The organism is Candidatus Vicinibacter proximus, assembly GCA_016713905.1.
GTDB lineage: Bacteria > Bacteroidota > Bacteroidia > Chitinophagales > Saprospiraceae > Vicinibacter > Vicinibacter proximus.
Map to the genome: position 1 here is coordinate 61,381 of JADJOE010000002.1, position 19,937 is coordinate 81,317.

The 19,937-nt window shown below is 36.4% G+C and carries 22 protein-coding genes and 1 pseudogene; 6 read left to right on the forward strand and 17 right to left on the reverse strand.

Going from position 1 to position 19,937, the window contains the following annotated elements; translation table 11 throughout:
* Positions 1 to 2: 2 nt before the first annotated feature.
* The 5 genes from IPJ83_06695 (at position 3) to IPJ83_06715 (ending at position 3,778) form a co-directional block, all read left to right on the forward strand.
* Positions 3 to 770, forward strand: coding sequence for a hypothetical protein (locus IPJ83_06695; protein MBK7880231.1), 768 nt, complete (start codon positions 3 to 5; stop codon positions 768 to 770).
* Between the two features lie 5 nt (positions 771 to 775).
* Positions 776 to 1,018: a hypothetical protein gene (locus tag IPJ83_06700; GenBank protein ID MBK7880232.1), complete on the forward strand. Its 243-nt coding sequence runs from the start codon at positions 776 to 778 to the stop codon at positions 1,016 to 1,018.
* 101 nt (positions 1,019 to 1,119) lie between these two features.
* Positions 1,120 to 2,259 carry a nitrous oxide reductase family maturation protein NosD gene (gene nosD / locus IPJ83_06705; protein MBK7880233.1) on the forward strand — a complete coding sequence of 380 codons (1,140 nt, stop codon included), beginning with the start codon at positions 1,120 to 1,122 and terminating at the stop codon, positions 2,257 to 2,259.
* Entirely contained in the window at positions 2,256 to 2,990 is a 735-nt protein-coding gene (locus IPJ83_06710; protein ID MBK7880234.1) for an ABC transporter ATP-binding protein, read from the forward strand. Before nosD ends, IPJ83_06710 begins: the two co-directional genes overlap by 4 nt.
* Positions 2,991 to 3,010: 20 nt before the next feature.
* Complete coding sequence (locus IPJ83_06715) at positions 3,011 to 3,778, forward strand: ABC transporter permease subunit (protein MBK7880235.1); 768 nt, start codon at positions 3,011 to 3,013, stop codon at positions 3,776 to 3,778.
* Here the strand turns inward: IPJ83_06715 and IPJ83_06720 are convergent.
* The 9 genes from IPJ83_06720 to IPJ83_06760 form a co-directional block, all read right to left on the reverse strand.
* Positions 3,746 to 4,207, reverse strand: coding sequence for a hypothetical protein (locus IPJ83_06720; protein ID MBK7880236.1), 462 nt, complete (start codon positions 4,205 to 4,207; stop codon positions 3,746 to 3,748). The genes IPJ83_06715 and IPJ83_06720 overlap by 33 nt on opposite strands.
* 86 nt (positions 4,208 to 4,293) lie before the next feature.
* Complete coding sequence (locus IPJ83_06725) at positions 4,294 to 4,611, reverse strand: hypothetical protein (GenBank protein MBK7880237.1); 318 nt, start codon at positions 4,609 to 4,611, stop codon at positions 4,294 to 4,296.
* Positions 4,612 to 5,135: 524 nt separating this feature from the next.
* On the reverse strand, positions 5,136 to 5,483 hold the full coding sequence (locus IPJ83_06730) for a hypothetical protein (protein MBK7880238.1): 348 nt from the start codon (positions 5,481 to 5,483) through the stop codon (positions 5,136 to 5,138).
* A gap of 9 nt (positions 5,484 to 5,492) precedes the next feature.
* Positions 5,493 to 6,338, reverse strand: a complete 846-nt coding sequence (locus tag IPJ83_06735) for a hypothetical protein (protein MBK7880239.1) — start codon at positions 6,336 to 6,338, stop codon at positions 5,493 to 5,495.
* 1,094 nt (positions 6,339 to 7,432) lie between these two features.
* Positions 7,433 to 8,341 carry a tyrosine-type recombinase/integrase gene (locus IPJ83_06740; protein ID MBK7880240.1) on the reverse strand — a complete coding sequence of 303 codons (909 nt, stop codon included), beginning with the start codon at positions 8,339 to 8,341 and terminating at the stop codon, positions 7,433 to 7,435.
* Positions 8,338 to 9,072, reverse strand: coding sequence for a phage integrase family protein (locus IPJ83_06745; protein ID MBK7880241.1), 735 nt, complete (start codon positions 9,070 to 9,072; stop codon positions 8,338 to 8,340). Before IPJ83_06745 ends, IPJ83_06740 begins: the two co-directional genes overlap by 4 nt.
* Positions 9,024 to 9,377: a hypothetical protein gene (locus IPJ83_06750; GenBank protein ID MBK7880242.1), complete on the reverse strand. Its 354-nt coding sequence runs from the start codon at positions 9,375 to 9,377 to the stop codon at positions 9,024 to 9,026. Before IPJ83_06750 ends, IPJ83_06745 begins: the two co-directional genes overlap by 49 nt.
* A 118-nt stretch (positions 9,378 to 9,495) precedes the next feature.
* Complete coding sequence (locus IPJ83_06755) at positions 9,496 to 10,854, reverse strand: hypothetical protein (GenBank protein ID MBK7880243.1); 1,359 nt, start codon at positions 10,852 to 10,854, stop codon at positions 9,496 to 9,498.
* Entirely contained in the window at positions 10,851 to 12,194 is a 1,344-nt protein-coding gene (locus IPJ83_06760) for a toprim domain-containing protein (GenBank protein MBK7880244.1), read from the reverse strand. Before IPJ83_06760 ends, IPJ83_06755 begins: the two co-directional genes overlap by 4 nt.
* A gap of 164 nt (positions 12,195 to 12,358) precedes the next feature.
* Between IPJ83_06760 and IPJ83_06765 the strand changes: the two are divergent.
* A pseudogene (locus IPJ83_06765) lies at positions 12,359 to 12,678 on the forward strand (helix-turn-helix transcriptional regulator).
* Between the two features lie 7 nt (positions 12,679 to 12,685).
* Here IPJ83_06765 and IPJ83_06770 read toward each other — a convergent pair.
* The 8 genes from IPJ83_06770 to IPJ83_06805 all read right to left on the reverse strand — a co-directional run bounded on the left by IPJ83_06770 (position 12,686) and on the right by IPJ83_06805 (position 19,822).
* Entirely contained in the window at positions 12,686 to 13,273 is a 588-nt protein-coding gene (locus IPJ83_06770; GenBank protein MBK7880245.1) for a hypothetical protein, read from the reverse strand.
* Between the two features lie 4 nt (positions 13,274 to 13,277).
* Entirely contained in the window at positions 13,278 to 13,934 is a 657-nt protein-coding gene (locus tag IPJ83_06775) for a glycoside hydrolase family 104 protein (protein MBK7880246.1), read from the reverse strand.
* A gap of 138 nt (positions 13,935 to 14,072) precedes the next feature.
* A complete protein-coding gene (locus IPJ83_06780; protein ID MBK7880247.1) occupies positions 14,073 to 14,471 on the reverse strand; it encodes a hypothetical protein in 399 nt (132 codons plus the stop codon).
* 7 nt (positions 14,472 to 14,478) lie between these two features.
* Positions 14,479 to 15,306, reverse strand: coding sequence for a hypothetical protein (locus tag IPJ83_06785; protein MBK7880248.1), 828 nt, complete (start codon positions 15,304 to 15,306; stop codon positions 14,479 to 14,481).
* Positions 15,307 to 16,399: 1,093 nt separating this feature from the next.
* Positions 16,400 to 17,308 (reverse strand): tyrosine-type recombinase/integrase, encoded by a 909-nt coding sequence (locus IPJ83_06790; GenBank protein MBK7880249.1) that lies wholly within the window; start codon positions 17,306 to 17,308, stop codon positions 16,400 to 16,402.
* A complete protein-coding gene (locus IPJ83_06795; protein MBK7880250.1) occupies positions 17,305 to 18,345 on the reverse strand; it encodes a tyrosine-type recombinase/integrase in 1,041 nt (346 codons plus the stop codon). The genes IPJ83_06790 and IPJ83_06795 overlap by 4 nt, the downstream gene beginning before the upstream one ends.
* 119 nt (positions 18,346 to 18,464) lie before the next feature.
* Entirely contained in the window at positions 18,465 to 18,707 is a 243-nt protein-coding gene (locus tag IPJ83_06800) for a winged helix-turn-helix transcriptional regulator (protein MBK7880251.1), read from the reverse strand.
* Positions 18,704 to 19,822, reverse strand: coding sequence for a hypothetical protein (locus tag IPJ83_06805; GenBank protein MBK7880252.1), 1,119 nt, complete (start codon positions 19,820 to 19,822; stop codon positions 18,704 to 18,706). The genes IPJ83_06800 and IPJ83_06805 overlap by 4 nt, the downstream gene beginning before the upstream one ends.
* Positions 19,823 to 19,937 lie beyond the last annotated feature (115 nt).

Below are 19,937 nucleotides of genomic sequence, written 5' to 3' on the forward strand. Positions count from 1 at the left end.
TCATGCATAAACTGAACAATCCATCAAGAATAATCATTGCCATCGCTTCTATTTCATTAATTGGATGCTTGTTTGTGCCTTTGTGGCGGATCGATTTATTTGCACCGCAATATCCTGAAGGACTCACCATGAAAATATGGCACAACGATATTAAAGGCCAAATCGACATTATTAATGGACTGAATCACTACATTGGTATGCGCCATATAGGAGTTGATATGTTTCCTGAATTTCAGTTTATGGCATACATCATCGTATTTTACATTTTACTGGGTTTGATGGTGGCACTTTATGGTAAAAGGGAAATACTTTTCTGGTATTTAGTACTCACTGTATTTGGTGGAATTTTTACCCTGTATGATTTTTATAGATGGGGCTATGAATACGGTCATAACCTGGATCCGGCAGCTGCCATTAAAGTCCCGGGACTTTCTTACCAACCACCAATATTGGGTCATAAGCGCTTGCTCAATTTTGATGCCTATTCATTGCCTGACATAGGTGCCTGGTTGATCATTATAGCGGCCAGCATCATGGTACTCATTTGGATTTATGATACCTTCAGATATCACCGATTGAATCCAAAATCAGCTGTACTTTTTATTCCGCTATTATTTATGTTTACTTCATGCTCAGTGAGCTCTGAGCCTATAAAATATGGCACAGACATTTGTTATACTTGTAAAATGGGAATCATCCAACCGGGATACGCCGCTGAATTGGTTACCAAAAAGGTAAAGTATACAAATTCGATGATGTTGGATGTATGATACTTATGTTAAAATCAGCTACTGTAAAAAACGAAGACATTCATGATAAATTAGTCATCAAATTCGACACCGAAAATGAATTCCTGAATGCAGAAGAAGCTTTTTATCTTCACGGTGAGAAGTTCCAAAGCCCTATGAATTTTAATTTAGCGGCTGTGGATTCAAAATTTATTCCTGATAGTTTATCCAAGAGTCAAGATGTTAAAATTCTCAAGTGGGCCGATATTTATCAGTCGATTGCAAAGTAAAAAGCACCACATATTTCTGATTTTAGTACACACAGCGTTTGTCGTAAGTTCTTTACATGCAAACGCTGTTTGGGATGGTGAACAACACACCATAAAAAAGTATTCGGGAAGGCATTCAAAAAACGCCTTGTGGAGATACGCTTTTTGTTGATAAAGGTTTTTATCAGGAAGGTAATCTGGTAATCGACAAAAGCATTGCCCTCATTGGACTTCATCAACCGATACTTGATGGAGGAAACCAGGTGGAAATTCTCACGATCAGTGCTGTGGACGTGACGGTCGCCGGATTCGTCTTTCAAAACAGTGGATCCTCCAGCATGGGCGATTTTGCCTCCATCAAATGCATTGATTGCTCCTATATTTATTTATTGAACAATCAGATCATAAACTCATTTTTTGGAATTCATTTTTCCAATTCAGATCATGGTATGATCATTAAGAATGTGATCAAAGGAAATCCAACCAATGAACAAAATACCGGAAACGGAATTCATGTCTGGAAATCAACCGATATGCATATCTCAGATAATGAAGTGAGCGGTCACCGGGATGGAATATATTTTGAATTTGTAACCGCATCTCTGATTGAACGGAACCATAGTTTCGAAAACATAAGATACGCACTTCATTTCATGTTTTCACATCAGGACATGTATACCCATAACAACTTCTACAAAAATGGTGCAGGAGTTGCAGTGATGTATTCTCATGATGTGTTAATGTATTACAACAATTTTGAGAAAAACTGGGGTAGTTCCGCCTTTGGAATTTTACTGAAAGAAATATCTGATAGTAAAATAGAATACAATACATTTACTGACAATACCGTAGGGATATACATGGAAGGAACCAGCAGAATTATCGTGTCTAAAAATAAATTTTTCAGCAATGGCTGGGCTTTAAAAATTCAGGCCAGCTGCAATGAAAATCAAGTCAATGAAAATAACTTCTTCAAAAATACCTTTGATGTCGCCAGCAATGGCACCATGGTCCTCAATTCCTTCACTCAAAATTATTGGGATAAATATGAAGGCTACGACCTTGCCAAAGACGGGATAGGTGATATACCCTATCACCCACTCAATTTATATTCAGTACTGGTGGAGCAAAATCCAAGTACACTAATCCTCTTAAGAAGCTTTTTAATTTCAATTCTTGACCGGGCTGAAAAAGTCATTCCTGTTTTAACTCCGGCAGAACTTGTTGACAACAAACCATCCATGAATCCAGTGATCCTATGATAAGCATCCAAAAATTAAATAAAAGTTACCAAAGATTTAAAGCCCTTGAAGACATCAATTGTGAATGGAATGCAGGGCAGGTAGTTTCATTGATTGGCCCAAATGGTTCGGGTAAAACAACTTTGATAAAATGCATTCTTGGATTGGTCCATCCTGAAACCGGAAATATTTTACTGAATGGAAAATCCATTCTGGACAACTATGATTATAGATCCGCCATTGGCTACATGCCGCAGATCGGGCGATTTCCGGATCATCTTAAAGTAAATGAACTTTTTAGGCTATTGATAGAATTACGGGAGGAATACCATAATAAACTCGATTACGAACTTTATAAAGCATACCACATCGATAGTATAGCCCATAAAACCATGAGAAGTCTCTCGGGAGGAACCAGACAAAAAGTAAGTGCCGCTCTTGCTTTTCTTTTTAGTCCATCTATTTACATTCTGGATGAACCTACTGCCGGACTTGACCCAATTTCTTCCGAAATTCTAAAAGATAAAATTTCATTAGAGCACAGAAATGGCAAATTCATTTTACTCACCTCTCATATTTTAAGTGATCTGGAAGATCTCACCACGGATGTCCTATATCTGCAGGAAGGAAAAATAAAATTTCAATTGGCAGTGGAACAAATTCGTACCAATACCGGTGAAAATAAATTGAGCAGGGCCATTGCTAAAATGCTGTTAGAGAATTTGTACATTTCTCAAAATTCATTGCAATAAAATAAAATCTGAAAATACCCATGCTTAAGCTGAGTAAAAATATTCTTTTAGACATTATCAAAAATAAAGTAGTAATTGGTCTCACTTTGTTTCTATTCCTTGTTTCCTGGTCGCTGTTCAGTCTTGAAGAAAACAGCAGTAAGGCCACCTTAAGTCTCATGAACATTATCATTATCGTGATTCCATTGATAAGTATGATCTTTACAACTACGCACTATTACAATTCCTATGAATATATAGAATTACTCTTAGCCCAACCGCTAAGTCGAAGCAGATTAATCATTGCAGAGTTTATTGGTATTGCAACTGCCTTATGCTTAAGCATCCTATTTGGAATGGGATTGCCCATGCTGCTGTATTCAACTGAGTGGCTTGGTGGATATATTATCTTTATAACTTCTGCCTTATCTGTAAGCTGCGTTTCCATTGCATTACTTATTTCAGTATGGACCAGAGAAAAATCAAAGGGAATTGGAGTGGTGCTTATGGTTTGGTTCTATTTATCCCTGATCTATGATGGGTTAATATTGAGTATTATTTTTAGTTTTAGTGATTATCCTCTGGAGAAACTGACTTTGCTTCTATCAGCCCTCAATCCCATTGATTTATCGAGAATATCCATCATGCTAAAAATGGACGTAAGTGCATTGCTTGGCTACACCGGTGCGCTGTACAAAGATTTTTTTGGCAGTTATCAGGGCACCCTATATACCTTGATTACCATGCTGTGCTGGATACTGGTACCACTTTACTTTTCAATTAAAATCTTTAATAAAAAAGACATGTAGCTTCATCAAGAAACAGTCTTTAAAATTTCTTGAAATATTGAATTCATTGATATATTTTGCATACAAGCGTGGTCCTTTCTGTGGCAAGGAGTATTTCCAAAAAACTGAACAGGGCCGGCAGGTTAATTCAGTTGTAGAAATCTGTAGAACCTTGTTGCGCGCTTCATCCAATGGTCCAAATCCAAGAAATGGATGCGTCGGTCCCCAGACAGAAATTATGCTCTTTATGTCGGAAAGGTTTGCCAAATGAAAATTTACAGAATCCATACACACCATCACATCCAGATGATTAAACAATTCCAGTTGTTCCTCCAGTGTGAAATGTTCCTGCACTAAAATTAGCCGCTCCCCAAACTTTAATTTCCATTGGTGCATTTGCGCCATTTCAGTCTTGCCTGCACCAAACAAGAAAACACTGGCTTTATCCATTTAGATTCACTATAGCATAATTACCAAATCCTTTTAATGTTCTTACACCATTCGCATCATAGATATTGTGTTGGAAGCTTGTGGCGTTAGATATTTTTATTGCTTTGAGCTGGTTTTATCTTTTTCAATTGGTTTTGTACAAGCCGCTTTCGCGTTCTCTCACTTGAAGCACTGTCGTGCTTCATCCCGACTAAAACGTCGGGAATCGTTCGTTCATCATTCGCATCATAATTAAATTCTTCGACTTCGCTATTCGTTTGGTTTTCTATGGAAGTTACTGCATTCGGATGATTTACATCTTCGTATTTAAATAAATTATCGTAGGTGTTTTCACCCACGTTAGCCCCATCTCGAATATGACCCAGGTGTTTAGTTGTAATTCTATGCATATTCTCATAGGCCATCGCAAGCGTATAGTTTGATGCCTTGTTACCTAATGTATTGCTTGTATCACCGGTCCAACTGCCGTGTGCTGTGGAGATGCGGTTAAAGTTATCATAAGTGTATTATTGGCTATGGAGCTTTATCGATTTTATAAAATAATTAAGTTTAAGGTCACTTTTTTAAATGTCTTTGGAATACTTTCAAAAGAATATTTTTTCATCTGCATTCTTTTTTTCAAATGTATTCCGTACTCCATTCTAAGACAATATGCTGATCATAATTAAAACCTAGTATCTTAAAAAAGAGTGGATCTTCGATATGAAGAATCAATGCCTTCATTCGAGCACTCAATTCTTCTTATAACAAATGGGCGGTTAAAAATAAAAAACCAGCAGGAAGATTACTTGATAATAAAACATATGATCAAATGCCAATGAAATAATACTTATAATTATTAGCACAACCGGTCCCGCTTGCTGGAAGTGGCAAACTTGAGCCAACATAAGTCATCACCAAAAGTTGCAAATCTAGGTCAGCATGGGTTTCACTTTTCCCAATGGTTCTGGTCAAATACATACTTTTTGATTAGCCTTTTATTATGCTTTATTCCACCAATAGAATATGAGTCTTCAAATTTCAATATTTCAATTTTTCCTTCATTAAAGTAATATTCAAAAATTTCATTATCATAATAGTCACAGACAAATACTTTAGTATTTAAACTATCCCGCAAAATTAATCTATATACATCTCCTGCGACTCCATAGCTATCAACTTTATAGTGATCACAAAAATATCCTGGAATAACCTTATCTGAACGTAAAAAAATCTGCTCTAACTTATTCTTACAAGAAGATAAAATAATTAAGAATATAGCTAATATTTTCATCATAAATTAATTTTACCTTTTCTTTAATAATGCATCTTTCATCCCCATTTTGTTATATTCATAATCTCTTTGTCTATCACCATACGGAGGACTTAGAAAAATACTAGGTCCAGTTCCAGGATAACTTGAATTAGGATTAAAATTATAATAATTTTTTTGCTTTAACTGTTCCACAACACCTGCCCCGATAAATTGCATCGTTTCAGGTATACCTAGCAATGTTCCTGTATAACCAGCATGATGATTTCCAAAATCAGCAGCATTACCTGATAGGTCACCAAAAACAAAATTAGTATGATCCTTTCCTGAACTATTATCAAAATCCCAAGCGACTCCAAAAATTGTGGATTTATTGTTTTTAAGATCCCATTCACCGCCTTTTTTAACCAAATCCATCCATTGAGAAAGTTGAGCTGGATTACTCTGATCTAAACCATTCTTCGCTTGATTTCCATCTTTATCTAACATATTTTGGTATATGGTTGAAACGTCAATATCTCCTCCAAGTTCACCAATAAAGTTTCCGTCTCCACCAGTAAATTTTCCGCCTTGTCTTTGTTTATTGATATCAGCTAATGATGTGCCTGCCTTGTGAACATATACTCCATTATCTTTATCATCGAATGTTGCAATAACACATCCTTCATCGTCTGTGTGAACACTATTTCCATCCGGATCGATGAAGTTTATTGGGTTATTTAAGGTGTAGTTAAAAGGATTATGAGCTGGATACTTCTCTGTCATGGGATCGACACTTATAAACCCCTGCACACTTTTTTCACAACCATGACCTTTCCTATACACCACTTTTAAGGGTGCAAACTCATCGTTTAATATGTCTAATTTTATACAAGCCATTTACAAGCTTAAAGATATAACTTTTTATTTTCATCTGAACAAAAAAGCCCCTGCGGGATTTGATTTTGTCATATCTCTGCGAGGCTATTTTCATTTGAAAAAAAAAAGTAGTCTGTTTTTTTATGGGTGCTTTGTGGTGTAGAGGACAGGGCTAAAGGTAGATGAACGCTTATGCACCAATGCAGCGGAGTGGAAGCGGCTTTGTCAAGGTTTTTGGATTAAAAATACTACCTGTAGCGTAGTGCAACGAAGCGAGAAGGTGGAGATTTTTCAGCCAAAACCCGTAGGGCTTGACCTTTACTAAGTCGCTGGAACGGGGCTTACTTTGCATAAGCGGTCATCTACCTAACGTTGATTTCATTGCTACTTCAGCCATTCATAACCACTAAAGAAAAAGCAATAATAAAGCTTTGCCATGCTGCCGCAGGCTATACATTGTCTGACTGGAAGGAGTGTACTGTAAGCTTAAAATAAATCCCCCAACATACGGAGGAAGCCATTTTTTAGGGTGGGCAGCGTTGTGCAGTGGCTATTTAATATAATGTGTATTATGGGACAGCCTTACTACTGCTGTTTTGGTTATTGACTATAATGGGCTGCTAGATTGGCGATCGTGGCAGTTTGTTTGATCCCGCTTTAAGGCGGGAGAGTGCCATGTCGTCCAATCTAAAATTATAGGCAGTAACCTTCTTCTACTGAGGCTGTCCCATAATATAGGTCACATTATGTTAAATAGCTTACCCCGATTTTTTTCTGGCATAAGCATGAACGTAACGTAATCCTGACGAAGGAAGGATCAAAGCCATATTGATGGCTTTGGTGAAGAGAACCCGAAGGGGCTTGGGATATATCGAGTGCAGCGGCTTTTTGCTATGGGCTTTTAGGTTGGTGCAGCTCTTTGCTACCGCAAGTGGAACGTAGAGGAACGAGGATAGCAATGTGCTGCTTAGAGTAGGTAAGCCCATCGCAAAAAGTATGACAGAAAAAATCGGGGGCACTGCATTGCGTTGGCTGGGTGGGCTGTAGTTCTTCCGTAGCAAATGGGGGATTTATTTTTGCCATTTCTTTCGACAAGCTCAAGACAAGTTTATTCTTCATTGTCTTGGGTGTAGCCTTTCGATATTGGCTTTCAGTTCTTCTAATCCTGTACGTTGATAGGCTTCTGTGCTGCCTGTTCTTCTATGCCCTGCAAACTCTTGTACGACTCTGATGTCGTGGCTTTCTTTGAGTAGATGAGCGATTACACTTTGCCGTATTTTCATAGGTTTATACTTGTCGTCTGTGGCTTCTCTGAGCATTCGATTTAGGTAGCTGTTCCATAGTTGTAAGCCTTGTTCATTCAGTATTAAGTAATCTTTTCTTTTTGATGGTTTTTGACGCTGATGTAGCTCTTTTCTATGGGTTTTGATGTAATCGTTCAGTAGTAAGATTTGCTTTGGTTTAAGGGCCAAGATTCGACCTTTATTTGTTCTTCTTCCGGGCAAAGTTATTTCTTTGATTTCTATGGTGCCTTCGTTGAGATCGATGTCGTTTACTTTTAGATGGAGGATTTCAGTAGTGGTAAGGGCTTGATAGATGAGTAAGCTCAGTATTACTTTATCTCTTTTCTTGATTGATTCTGATATTACTGCCCACTTCCTTTTATCGGGTACGGTTTCAAAGCTGTTGTATAATTCTTCAAGTTCTTCTTTGCTGTAAAGACTCTCTACAATGATGGCTTTATTGATCTGATCTTTGAGGTATAAATGTTCACAAGGATGATCGTTTCTTTTGCCTATTGATACAAGATATCTAAAGTAAATTTTAAGGCTGTGAAGGTGATTGATTAAGGTTTTGGGATGTAATTTTCTGTCTCGTAAGTAGCCTATGTATTCTATGATTTCGGGGTAAGTGCTTTGTTCTGCTGTGCCATTTTTATAGGCTTGGTATTGTTCGATTTGGCTCATGTATCTTGGACAAGATTTAGAGCTGTAGTATTGCAAAATGTATTTGTCTAAACTCATGGATCATTATTTTTTAAATTAACTTTTGTCGATGCCACTTTCGTGGTTCTCTCACTTCGAGCACTGTCGTACTCGATCCCTTCGGGCGTCGTTCGTTCATCATCATTTATTAATCGTTTTAGTTGCTGTTTATTAATGTGGGTATAAGTTTGAGTAGTTTCTAATTGGCTATGTCCTAAGAACTGCCTTACTTGATCGACTGGCAAGCCTTGTTCTATCAAGTGGCTGGCAATGCTATGCCGTAGGCTATGCATCGTTATATTTTTATCTTCTATTGTTGTCTTTTCTATTATTCTTTTGAGGTTTTTATTCATGGTGTATTCTCTCATCCTGCTGCCGTTTTTATTGAGCAAAAAGGCTTGTTCTTTTTGATCGTATTTTTTGCCTTTTGTAAGTGTTTCATATTCCTGGTAATAGTAGTCTGATAGGTCTTTGATCACTCCTGGACTCATTGGTATTACCCTTCTTTTATTGCCTTTGCCACTTGGTATTATCATGATTTTGTCTTTGAGTTTTACATCTTCAATTTTCATTTTTTCTATTTCTCCTACTCTCATACCAAGCCCATAAGCTAGGCTTAACATCGCTCTTTCATGGGCTGTGATGCAGTGTTCATATAGGTTGTTTATTTCTGCAAGTGTTAATACTTCTCTTTCTATATAATCTCTGGGATAAATAATTTTTATGGTGCTGCAGGGATTAACTTGTATCTCTCCACTGTTTTGTAACATGGTAAAAATATGGTGATGGCGTTGATCATGCTCCATGTTGTTTTTTGGCTTAGTGTGCCACCTTTGCTGTTTTTATTAGGTCTTTCGCTGATGTAGTTGTAGTAATTTTGGATTTCATACGGTGGTATAAATCGTATGTCTTCGATGCCTTTTTGTTCGCTGTATTGCATCCATTCTTCTACATAGAGTTGTCGAGCTCTGCAAGTGTCAAGGCTGTAGCCCATTCGCTTTTGATGTGCGTAGTATTTTGATGATAAATTTCTATTGCTTTCTTTTATGACTATGATGTCTGATGGTCTGCCCATATGCACATTTTTTGGAACGTGGAACAATCAACTTATTTTTAATGCTAAATCGTTAATTATAAATGGCTTGGATTCAAAAAGATTGTTCCATAATCGTTCCTAATTGTTCCATACCTTATCATAGCCCTTGGATTTGATTCGTTAAGTTGTCTTTTATAGTTGCTCTTATCTTTGCATAGTTATCCCAATAGTCGATTTGATAGCATATTTTTCTTTGATTGCCACTGTATTTTGATGTAATATATTCCATCTCTTGAAGCTGTGTAAAGTACCGTGAACATTGGGCTTTGCTGATGTTTAATGACTGCCTTATTTCTCGTTGGGTAAACTCTGTTTCTTTATTTTTTAGTTGGCTTTTCATTCGCTCAAAAAATTGTCTCAATGATCCATTTAACTCATCTACCTTTAATACTATACTTTCAAAAAGTATGTCACAAGCTGTTTGTAAATCTTGTTTTTCTGTGATCAACCTACCTTGTTTGTCTTGCTTTCTTTGGTATTGATTGAGTAGTGTTATCTGTCTTACGAAGCTTTGGTACAGTTCATTGAGTCGCCTTATTTTATGGGCTTCTTCAGGTAGTGTGATTTTATTGGCATAAGGATTTATCACTTCATAAGGCTTGAGTAATCTCATGCAATTTTGGACGAAGCTCACAATGTTTTTTACATCATCTTTAATGATATTTCCTGCTGCTACTTCGTTTTGATATTGGATTACTTTCATCGTCTGCTCTTTGCTTTCGTCCACAGCTATCAAAAAACTTCTACTTATATTGTCTTCATAGATTTCTCCTTTTGTCGTACAGGCAAGGCTGGCAATCGGGCCACGAACGGTACGTTCTCCGCCCCTGATACTGCCGTTTGGGTCTTTGATACTTGTGCTTGTGATTAAGATTTCATTGCTCTGTAATTCTCTTACTGCTAGTTGTGCATCTTCTTTTAGTCCGTCAAGATCTTCGAAGCATAAGAGTTTATTTACAAAAAAATATTCGTCTTGATTATAAAAACTATTGTCTGTTACTCTTGTGTATCGTTTCACTTCTTCATCGGGCATCAGCTGGCTGATGACTTTTAGTAATCTTGTTTTTCCACTGCCTGAGCTGCCTTGTATCAAGCCATGTAAAGTATCTGGCATTTTGTAAGAGCTTGCGATAATGAACAATAATATTCTGTTTGTTTCTTCGCCTATTATCCCTGCTCTGCCTATGTATTCATTGAGCTTTTCGATTAAGTTTTCACTCTTTAAAAACTCTATACATTTACTTGCTGTAGCTGCTGGGACTGTTACTTTTTGACTTGTATTACTTGACTTGTTATGGATTTGTTTGTCTCTGTAATACTCCAATAATCCTGTGAGTTGCATCAAGTCTTTTTCTATAACATCTTTATCAATGCCTAGTTTCTCAGCTACTATTTTGCAAGTGCTTTCTACTTGTTTGTATTCGTACAGGTCTAGTTTTAAAGTGATTGAGTTCATTGTATTTGTATTTGCAATGTAATTTTAAGGCTATCCATTTGATCGATTTTGAAGCCTTTGATTTGATAGTGGGCTGCTTCGCTTTTGTATTTTAGATTATAAGGATTGTTTGTTTCTAAGCCTTTTATTTTGGGTTGCTCCTGGTTCACTTCATCGGCTGGAGTGGCTGTATTTATTACGCCGTCAGCTTGTTGTACTTTAGCTTTTTTATTTTCATTTGAAAAAAATAATTGAGTGTCGAGTCGCTCGACTTCATTTGAAAATAAAAAATTACACTCCTTTCTGTTGTTGATTAGATGTAAAAGTATTTCTTCACTGTGACTATCAAGCAAGCTGTTCACATCTTCATTTTGTGGTACTTCTACATTGGTAATTTTTATGTGGGGCATTTCCGCTTTTAACATCGGTGCATATTTCTGTACTGCTTTTACTCCTGGCTCATCTCCGTTTAAAAAGAAGATGATTTCATTGAGTTCTTTTAAGTCTTTGATTGATTTTTGATGCTCATCAGTAAGCCCATTTGTTCCATAGAGTGCTAAGATTTTATAATTATTTTTGATCGCTTCTATCATCATCAAGCTTGCTGCATCGATGATGCTTTCTGTTAATATCAGTTTCTTTGTTTCTTGTTTTGGATAGCTAGGATATAAGCCCTGTCGGTCTTTCAGATAAAAATGTCGTTGACTTCGTGCTGAGCCTGTCGAAGCATCTTTCTCCGTTAAAGTGCTTCTAAAATATAGCCCTGTGATTTGATTTACATGGTTTTTCAATGCAAACACTATGCACCATTTCCCAAAAGGACTGTAGGCTGCTTCTCCTGTTCTTCCTTTCGTATTCAGGTCTAGCAACAAGCCATATTTGATACAGCTATTTATTAGGTCTTCGTCTCGTCTTGTGCCATGGTGGAACTGGCCACTATTATAACCTATTTCCATTTTCTCATGATCTAGGTGTCGGCTCTTGATGTAGTCTTTCGCTTGTGGGCTATTGCATATCGCATTTTTGAAGTAGGTAAACATCTTCATCAATACTGCTGATTTTGTGAGTTCATCCATGGGTTTGGTTTCTCCGCCTATCATTTCTACTGCTTTCTTGATCGCTTCATGTTTGGTGATGTTCTCCATGTACATAATGAAGTCTAATGTATCTATCGCCTTGCCATGGGTCTTACAATTACTACTAAAACAAAATGCTGTATGGGTTTTGTAATATACCTGCAAACTCGGAGTTTTATCATCATGGAAGGGGCAGCACAATCTTAGGTTTTTATCTGGCTTCAGATGGTAGTAGTGTAGTACTTGGGCTAGGGTGAGGCGGGATTTGATGTCTAATATCTCCATTTGTAAAAATATTTTTGATTTATAAAATCTGAATAATCATTCACAAAAGTACAGTATCATTCTGAACTAAACAAGTATAATTATAATTGTTTATGAATAATAATTATTATATTTTTGCACTATTATACCTTTTAGTACATAAATCTGAAGTATCATGATGTCATTTGGGCAAAAACTGGCTTACAGCCGTAAAAAGAAAGAAGCTTTCTCAAGCGGAGCTTGGAAAGCTTTCTGGTATCAATGGTGATATTATTGGTAAATATGAACGTGACGAGATGAAGCCGTCAATTGAGACAGCTAAGAAGCTGGCCGATGGCCTAGAGATTTCTCTTGACTATCTCGTGGGTGATGGTGATCTGAAGGTCTTAGATAAAAAACTTTGCAACGTCTCGAAGACATTGCAAAGCTTAATTCTGATGATAAAATTCATATCTTCTATGCTCTTGATAATCTGATCAAGGCAGCTAAGTTGAAGGCGATTTAGTTGTAGATTATTTATATAGAGGAAACACTTTTGTCATATTATTTAGACTTGATAGTTCATCTCCAAATTCTTTTTTATAGATTGACTCATCACCAAACTTTTTAAATGTGTCGTATCTATCACCATAAAAATACCATAGCCACTTTCCATCTTTATCATTATAACTAAAAAATTCATGTTGAGGATCGAAAGCATGAGATCCATAAAAACTATAAATAATCTTTCCGGACTTGCTTGTTATACATTTTGCTTCCAATAAAACACTCTTATAAACTTTAACTTTGGTATTCAATATATCAATAACCGTATAATCAAATGGCAATTCTACTGTATTAACATTTATTCCATCTTTGATAAAAATAAGTTTCTGATTTAGAACAAAATTAGAATCAGGGGATGAATCAAGATACTTTGAAATTACTTTTACACTGTAAATTCCATCATTACATTTGCATGTAAATGCTGTATCTTTCTGTATAATCTGTATTTCATTAGTATCGTGTTTCGTATTTGCTAATTTACCTTGACTTGAATGAGCTGAACATCCAAATAAGACTAAACTAAATATACAAAATATGCTACAAAATCGAATCATATTATTAGTTTTTAGACAATATAGTTGCTCGATTCTTTAAAAAATTATTATCCAAACTTGACTTCCATTGATGTATTCCACCTGGTAAAGATGTCCATTTCCCACTTAATGCTTTGAGAGCTGAAGTATATTGCCCGGACTTAATTTTATCTGTTGCACCTTTAACCATACCTATTTCATACATGGCTGCCTTGTCTTGACTTCCTGGACTAAAATCAGTTAACCCAAGTTTATTTGAATGACTTTCCCAAGTTGAACTTAAAAATTGATATGCCCCTGCTGCGGTTGATGTTTTACCCCATTTTGTAATTTTTTCGTTCGGGTGCTTATCATAATTATCAATTGTCCCACCACCATACTGTGAATTATATTCTGTAGGTGTTCCATGACCTTCAGACTCTCTAATAGTTGAAAGAGTTGCATCTATATTTAATTGATCGTTTGTTATTGCAACTTCTCTCATTTCAGCACCATCAAAACAAACATTAACACATGGATTTGCACTTTGAATATTGGATACTGTTGTTGTCATTTCAAGTGATTGCTGCTGAGTTAATTGTTTATCTGAACTTGTATTTAATAGGAATACTTTTTGATCAGCCTTTCCATCATTTCCGATATGTACACCATTCTTATTATAGATGTCGCCTTCTACACTCATACCTGTAGGATCGGTGAATTTAATAGGGTTATTTAGGGTGTAACTATATGGACTCCATGATGGGTAAGTACTTGCCAGCGGGTCAACACTATACCACTTACATTATTTTACATTATAAGTGATAAACGTTTTCATCTTTTAATTTACAAATAATTGAACAATATTTATAGGAGTTACATAAAATTTTTCACCCGATTCTTTCGCCAAAATATTATCTATAACAATTGAGTCTCTAAAAATTAGCTCTTGATCCAAGTAGAGATATAAATTCCCAGGATAATAATTTCCTTTAATATTCCATTTTTTTAATAATTTCCCTTTTCTAAATATTGAAAATTTGTAACTCAAAAGCTTTATTCTTACATCCAAGTCATTGTTTTTAGTAATGTAAATTCCTCGACTCGACCTAATTCCATATTTTCGAAGGGAGTGATCCTCTCCAATAAACCTTGCAGTATAATCTTCTTGACTTCTAAATAGTGGTTTAGAAATTGTGCAACTTATAATTAATATAACTAAAACATATATTCTGTTCATAATAATTCTATCTTCTAATCATAGGCTTTTTACCTCCAGTAAACTGTTGGTATTGACTTACAGGTTGGCCTTGCTTATAATTTGTAAAAATTGTCTTCTCAATATTTGAACCTGTATTTGATGTAAAATTTTGACTCCTGGTATCAATTGTTCTAACTCCTGAAACTTTCGACTCCTGTCCAATCGCAAATTCATGAGACCTATTAAAAACTGGATCATTTTGCCCAAAAATTCCGGTTTGATTTGAATTACCAGTAAAACCTTCATTGACCTGTCTATGATATTGTTCAGAGAAAAAATGAACATAATGAGCAAGTGCACCTCGAGTTTCATTATCACCTGCTGGGTAACTGTCAAAATCAGTTGGATCAAATGATCTTGAGTCATAAGACTCAAAATTCAACATTTCATTATTGTTAGAAATTTGAACGTTAAAATCGTTTTCTGTATCATTTGCGTAGCCACTTAATATATCAAAAGCAGCTTGTTGAGATTTGCTTAGCTTTCCTGTCTGTTCTAATTTCAATTTTGATTCTCCTCCTTGTGTAAATGAGGCTTTAACGTTTCCTCCAAACAAATTTTGTAATTGGTCAATAAATTTAGAACCACCTTCACCTTCAGACCCTCCTACAATTATTTCTCTGCCATCTGGGTCTACAAAGATTATTGGGTTATTCATTGTGTAATTAAACGGATTATGCGCAGGGTATTTCTCCGCCAGCGGATCGACCCTTATAAACCCCTGCACACTTTTTTCACAACCATGACCTTTCCTATACACCACTTTTAAGGGTGCAAACTCATCGTTTAATATGTCTAATTTTATACAAGCCATTTACAAGCTTAAAGATATAACTTTTTATTTTCATCTGAACAAAAAGCCCCTGCGGGATTTGATTTTGTCATATCTCTGCGAGGCTATTTTCATTTGAAAAAAAAAGTAGTCTGTTTTTTATGGGTGCTTTGTGGTGTAGAGGACAGGGCTAAAGGTAGATGAACGCTTATGCACCAATGCAGCGGAGTGGAAGCGGCTTTGTCAAGGTTTTTGGATTAAAAATACTACCTGTAGCGTAGTGCAACGAAGCGAGAAGGTGGAGATTTTTCAGCCAAAACCCGTAGGGCTTGACCTTTACTAAATCGATGGAACGGGGCCTTACCTGCATAAGCGGTCATCTACCTAACGTTGATTTCATTGCTACTTCAGCCATTCATAACCACTAAAGAAAAAGCAATAATAAAGCTTTGCCATGCTGCCGCAGGCTATACATTGTCTGACTGGAAGGAGTGTACTGTAAGCTTAAAATAAATCCCCCAACATACGGAGGAAGCCATTTTTTAGGGTGGGCAGCGTTGTGCAGTGGCTATTTAATATAATGTGTATTATGGGACAGCCTTACTACTGCTGTTTTGGTTATTGACTATAATGGGCTGCTAGATTGGCGATCGTGGCAGTTTGTTTGATCCCGCTTTAAGGCGGGAGAGGTGCCATGTCGTCCAATCTAAAATTATAGGCAGTAACCTTCTTCTACTGAGGCTGTCCCATAATATAGGTCACATTATGTTAAATAGCTTACCCCGAATTTTTTCTGGCATAAGCATGAACGTAACGTAATCCTGACGAAGGAAGGATCAAAGCCATATTGATGGCTTTGGTGAAAGAGAACCCGAAGGGGCTTGGGATATATCGAGTGCAGCGGCTTTTTGCTATGGGCTTTTAGGTTGGTGCAGCTCTTTGCTACCGCAAGTGGAACGTAGAGGAACGAGGATAGCAATGTGCTGCTTAGAGTAGGTAAGCCCATCGCAAAAAGTATGACAGAAAAAATCGGGGGCACTGCATTGCGTTGGCTGGGTGGGCTGTAGTTCTTCCGTAGCAAATGGGGGATTTATTTTTGCCATTTCTTTCGACAAGCTCAAGACAAGTTTATTCTTCATTGTCTTGGGTGTAGCCTTTCGATATTGGCTTTCAGTTCTTCTAATCCTGTACGTTGATAGGCTTCTGTGCTGCCTGTTCTTCTATGCCCTGCAAACTCTTGTACGACTCTGATGTCGTGGCTTTCTTTGAGTAGATGAGCGATTACACTTTGCCGTATTTTCATAGGTTTATACTTGTCGTCTGTGGCTTCTCTGAGCATTCGATTTAGGTAGCTGTTCCATAGTTGTAAGCCTTGTTCATTCAGTATTAAGTAATCTTTTCTTTTTGATGGTTTTTGACGCTGATGTAGCTCTTTTCTATGGGTTTTGATGTAATCGTTCAGTAGTAAGATTTGCTTTGGTTTAAGGGCCAAGATTCGACCTTTATTTGTTCTTCTTCCGGGCAAAGTTATTTCTTTGATTTCTATGGTGCCTTCGTTGAGATCGATGTCGTTTACTTTTAGATGGAGGATTTCAGTAGTGGTAAGGGCTTGATAGATGAGTAAGCTCAGTATTACTTTATCTCTTTTCTTGATTGATTCTGATATTACTGCCCACTTCCTTTTATCGGGTACGGTTTCAAAGCTGTTGTATAATTCTTCAAGTTCTTCTTTGCTGTAAAGACTCTCTACAATGATGGCTTTATTGATCTGATCTTTGAGGTATAAATGTTCACAAGGATGATCGTTTCTTTTGCCTATTGATACAAGATATCTAAAGTAAATTTTAAGGCTGTGAAGGTGATTGATTAAGGTTTTGGGATGTAATTTTCTGTCTCGTAAGTAGCCTATGTATTCTATGATTTCGGGGTAAGTGCTTTGTTCTGCTGTGCCATTTTTATAGGCTTGGTATTGTTCGATTTGGCTCATGTATCTTGGACAAGATTTAGAGCTGTAGTATTGCAAAATGTATTTGTCTAAACTCATGGATCATTATTTTTTAAATTAACTTTTGTCGATGCCACTTTCGTGGTTCTCTCACTTCGAGCACTGTCGTACTCGATCCCTTCGGGAGTCGTTCGTTCATCATCATTTATTAATCGTTTTAGTTGCTGTTTATTAATGTGGGTATAAGTTTGAGTAGTTTCTAATTGGCTATGTCCTAAGAACTGCCTTACTTGATCGACTGGCAAGCCTTGTTCTATCAAGTGGCTGGCAATGCTATGCCGTAGGCTATGCATCGTTATATTTTTATCTTCTATTGTTGTCTTTTCTATTATTCTTTTGAGGTTTTTATTCATGGTGTATTCTCTCATCCTGCTTCCGTTTTTATTGAGCAAAAAGGCTTGTTCTTTTTTGATCGTATTTTTGCCTTTTGTAAGTGTTTCATATTCCTGGTAATAGTAGTCTGATAGGTCTTTGATCACTCCTGGACTCATTGGTATTACCCTTCTTTTATTGCCTTTGCCACTTGGTATTATCATGATTTTGTCTTTGAGTTTTACATCTTCAATTTTCATTTTTTCTATTTCTCCTACTCTCATACCAAGCCCATAAGCTAGGCTTAACATCGCTCTTTCATGGGCTGTGATGCAGTGTTCATATAGGTTGTTTATTTCTGCAAGTGTTAATACTTCTCTTTCTATATAATCTCTGGGATAAATAATTTTTATGGTGCTGCAGGGATTAACTTGTATCTCTCCACTGTTTTGTAACATGGTAAAAAATATGGTGATGGCGTTGATCATGCTCCATGTTGTTTTTTGGCTTAGTGTGCCACCTTTGTCTTTTTTGTTAGGTCTTTCGCCTATGTAGTGGTAGTAATTTTGGATTTCATACGGTGGTATAAATCGTATGTCTTCGATGCCTTTTTGTTCGCTGTATTGCATCCATTCTTCTACATAGAGTTGTCGAGCTCTGCAAGTGTCTAGGCTGTAGCCCATTCGCTTTTGATGTTCGTAGTATTTTGATGATAAATTTCTATTGCTTTCTTTTATGACTATGATGTCTGACGGTCTGCCCATATGCACACTTTTTTGGAACGTGGAACAATCAACTTATTTTTAATGCTAAATCGTTAATTATAAATGGCTTGGATTCAAAAAGATTGTTCCATAATCGTTCCTAATTGTTCCATACCTTATCATAGCCCTTGGATTTGATTCGTTAAGTTGTCTTTTATAGTTGCTCTTATCTTTGCATAGTTATCCCAATAGTCGATTTGATAGCATATTTTTCTTTGATTGCCACTGTATTTTGATGTAATATATTCCATCTCTTGAAGCTGTGTAAAGTACCGTGAACATTGGGCTTTGCTGATGTTTAATGACTGCCTTATTTCTCGTTGGGTAAACTCTGTTTCTTTATTTTTTAGTTGGCTTTTCATTCGCTCAAAAATTGTCTCAATGATCCATTTAACTCATCTACCTTTAATACTATACTTTCAAAAAGTATGTCACAAGCTGTTTGTAAATCTTGTTTTTCTGTGATCAACCTACCTTGTTTGTCTTGCTTTCTTTGGTATTGATTGAGTAGTGTTATCTGTCTTACGAAGCTTTGGTACAGTTCATTGAGTCGCCTTATTTTATGGGCTTCTTCAGGTAGTGTGATTTTATTGGCATAAGGATTTATCACTTCATAAGGCTTGAGTAATCTCATGCAATTTTGGACGAAGCTCACAATGTTTTTTACATCATCTTTAATGATATTTCCTGCTGCTACTTCGTTTTGATATTGGATTACTTTCATCGTCTGCTCTTTGCTTTCGTCCACAGCTATCAAAAAACTTCTACTTATATTGTCTTCATAGATTTCTCCTTTTGTCGTACAGGCAAGGCTGGCAATCGGGCCACGAACGGTACGTTCTCCGCCCCTGATACTGCCGTTTGGGTCTTTGATACTTGTGCTTGTGATTAAGATTTCATTGCTCTGTAATTCTCTTACTGCTAGTTGTGCATCTTCTTTTAGTCCGTCAAGATCTTCGAAGCATAAGAGTTTATTTACAAAAAAATATTCGTCTTGATTATAAAAACTATTGTCTGTTACTCTTGTGTATCGTTTCACTTCTTCATCGGGCATCAGCTGGCTGATGACTTTTAGTAATCTTGTTTTTCCACTGCCTGAGCTGCCTTGTATCAAGCCATGTAAAGTATCTGGCATTTTGTAAGAGCTTGCGATAATGAACAATAATATTCTGTTTGTTTCTTCGCCTATTATCCCTGCTCTGCCTATGTATTCATTGAGCTTTTCGATTAAGTTTTCACTCTTTAAAAACTCTATACATTTACTTGCTGTAGCTGCTGGGACTGTTACTTTTTGACTTGTATTACTTGACTTGTTATGGATTTGTTTGTCTCTGTAATACTCCAATAATCCTGTGAGTTGCATCAAGTCTTTTTCTATAACATCTTTATCAATGCCTAGTTTCTCAGCTACTATTTTGCAAGTGCTTTCTACTTGTTTGTATTCGTACAGGTCTAGTTTTAAAGTGATTGAGTTCATTGTATTTGTATTTGCAATGTAATTTTAAGGCTATCCATTTGATCGATTTTGAAGCCTTTGATTTGATAGTGGGCTGCTTCGCTTTTGTATTTTAGATTATAAGGATTGTTTGTTT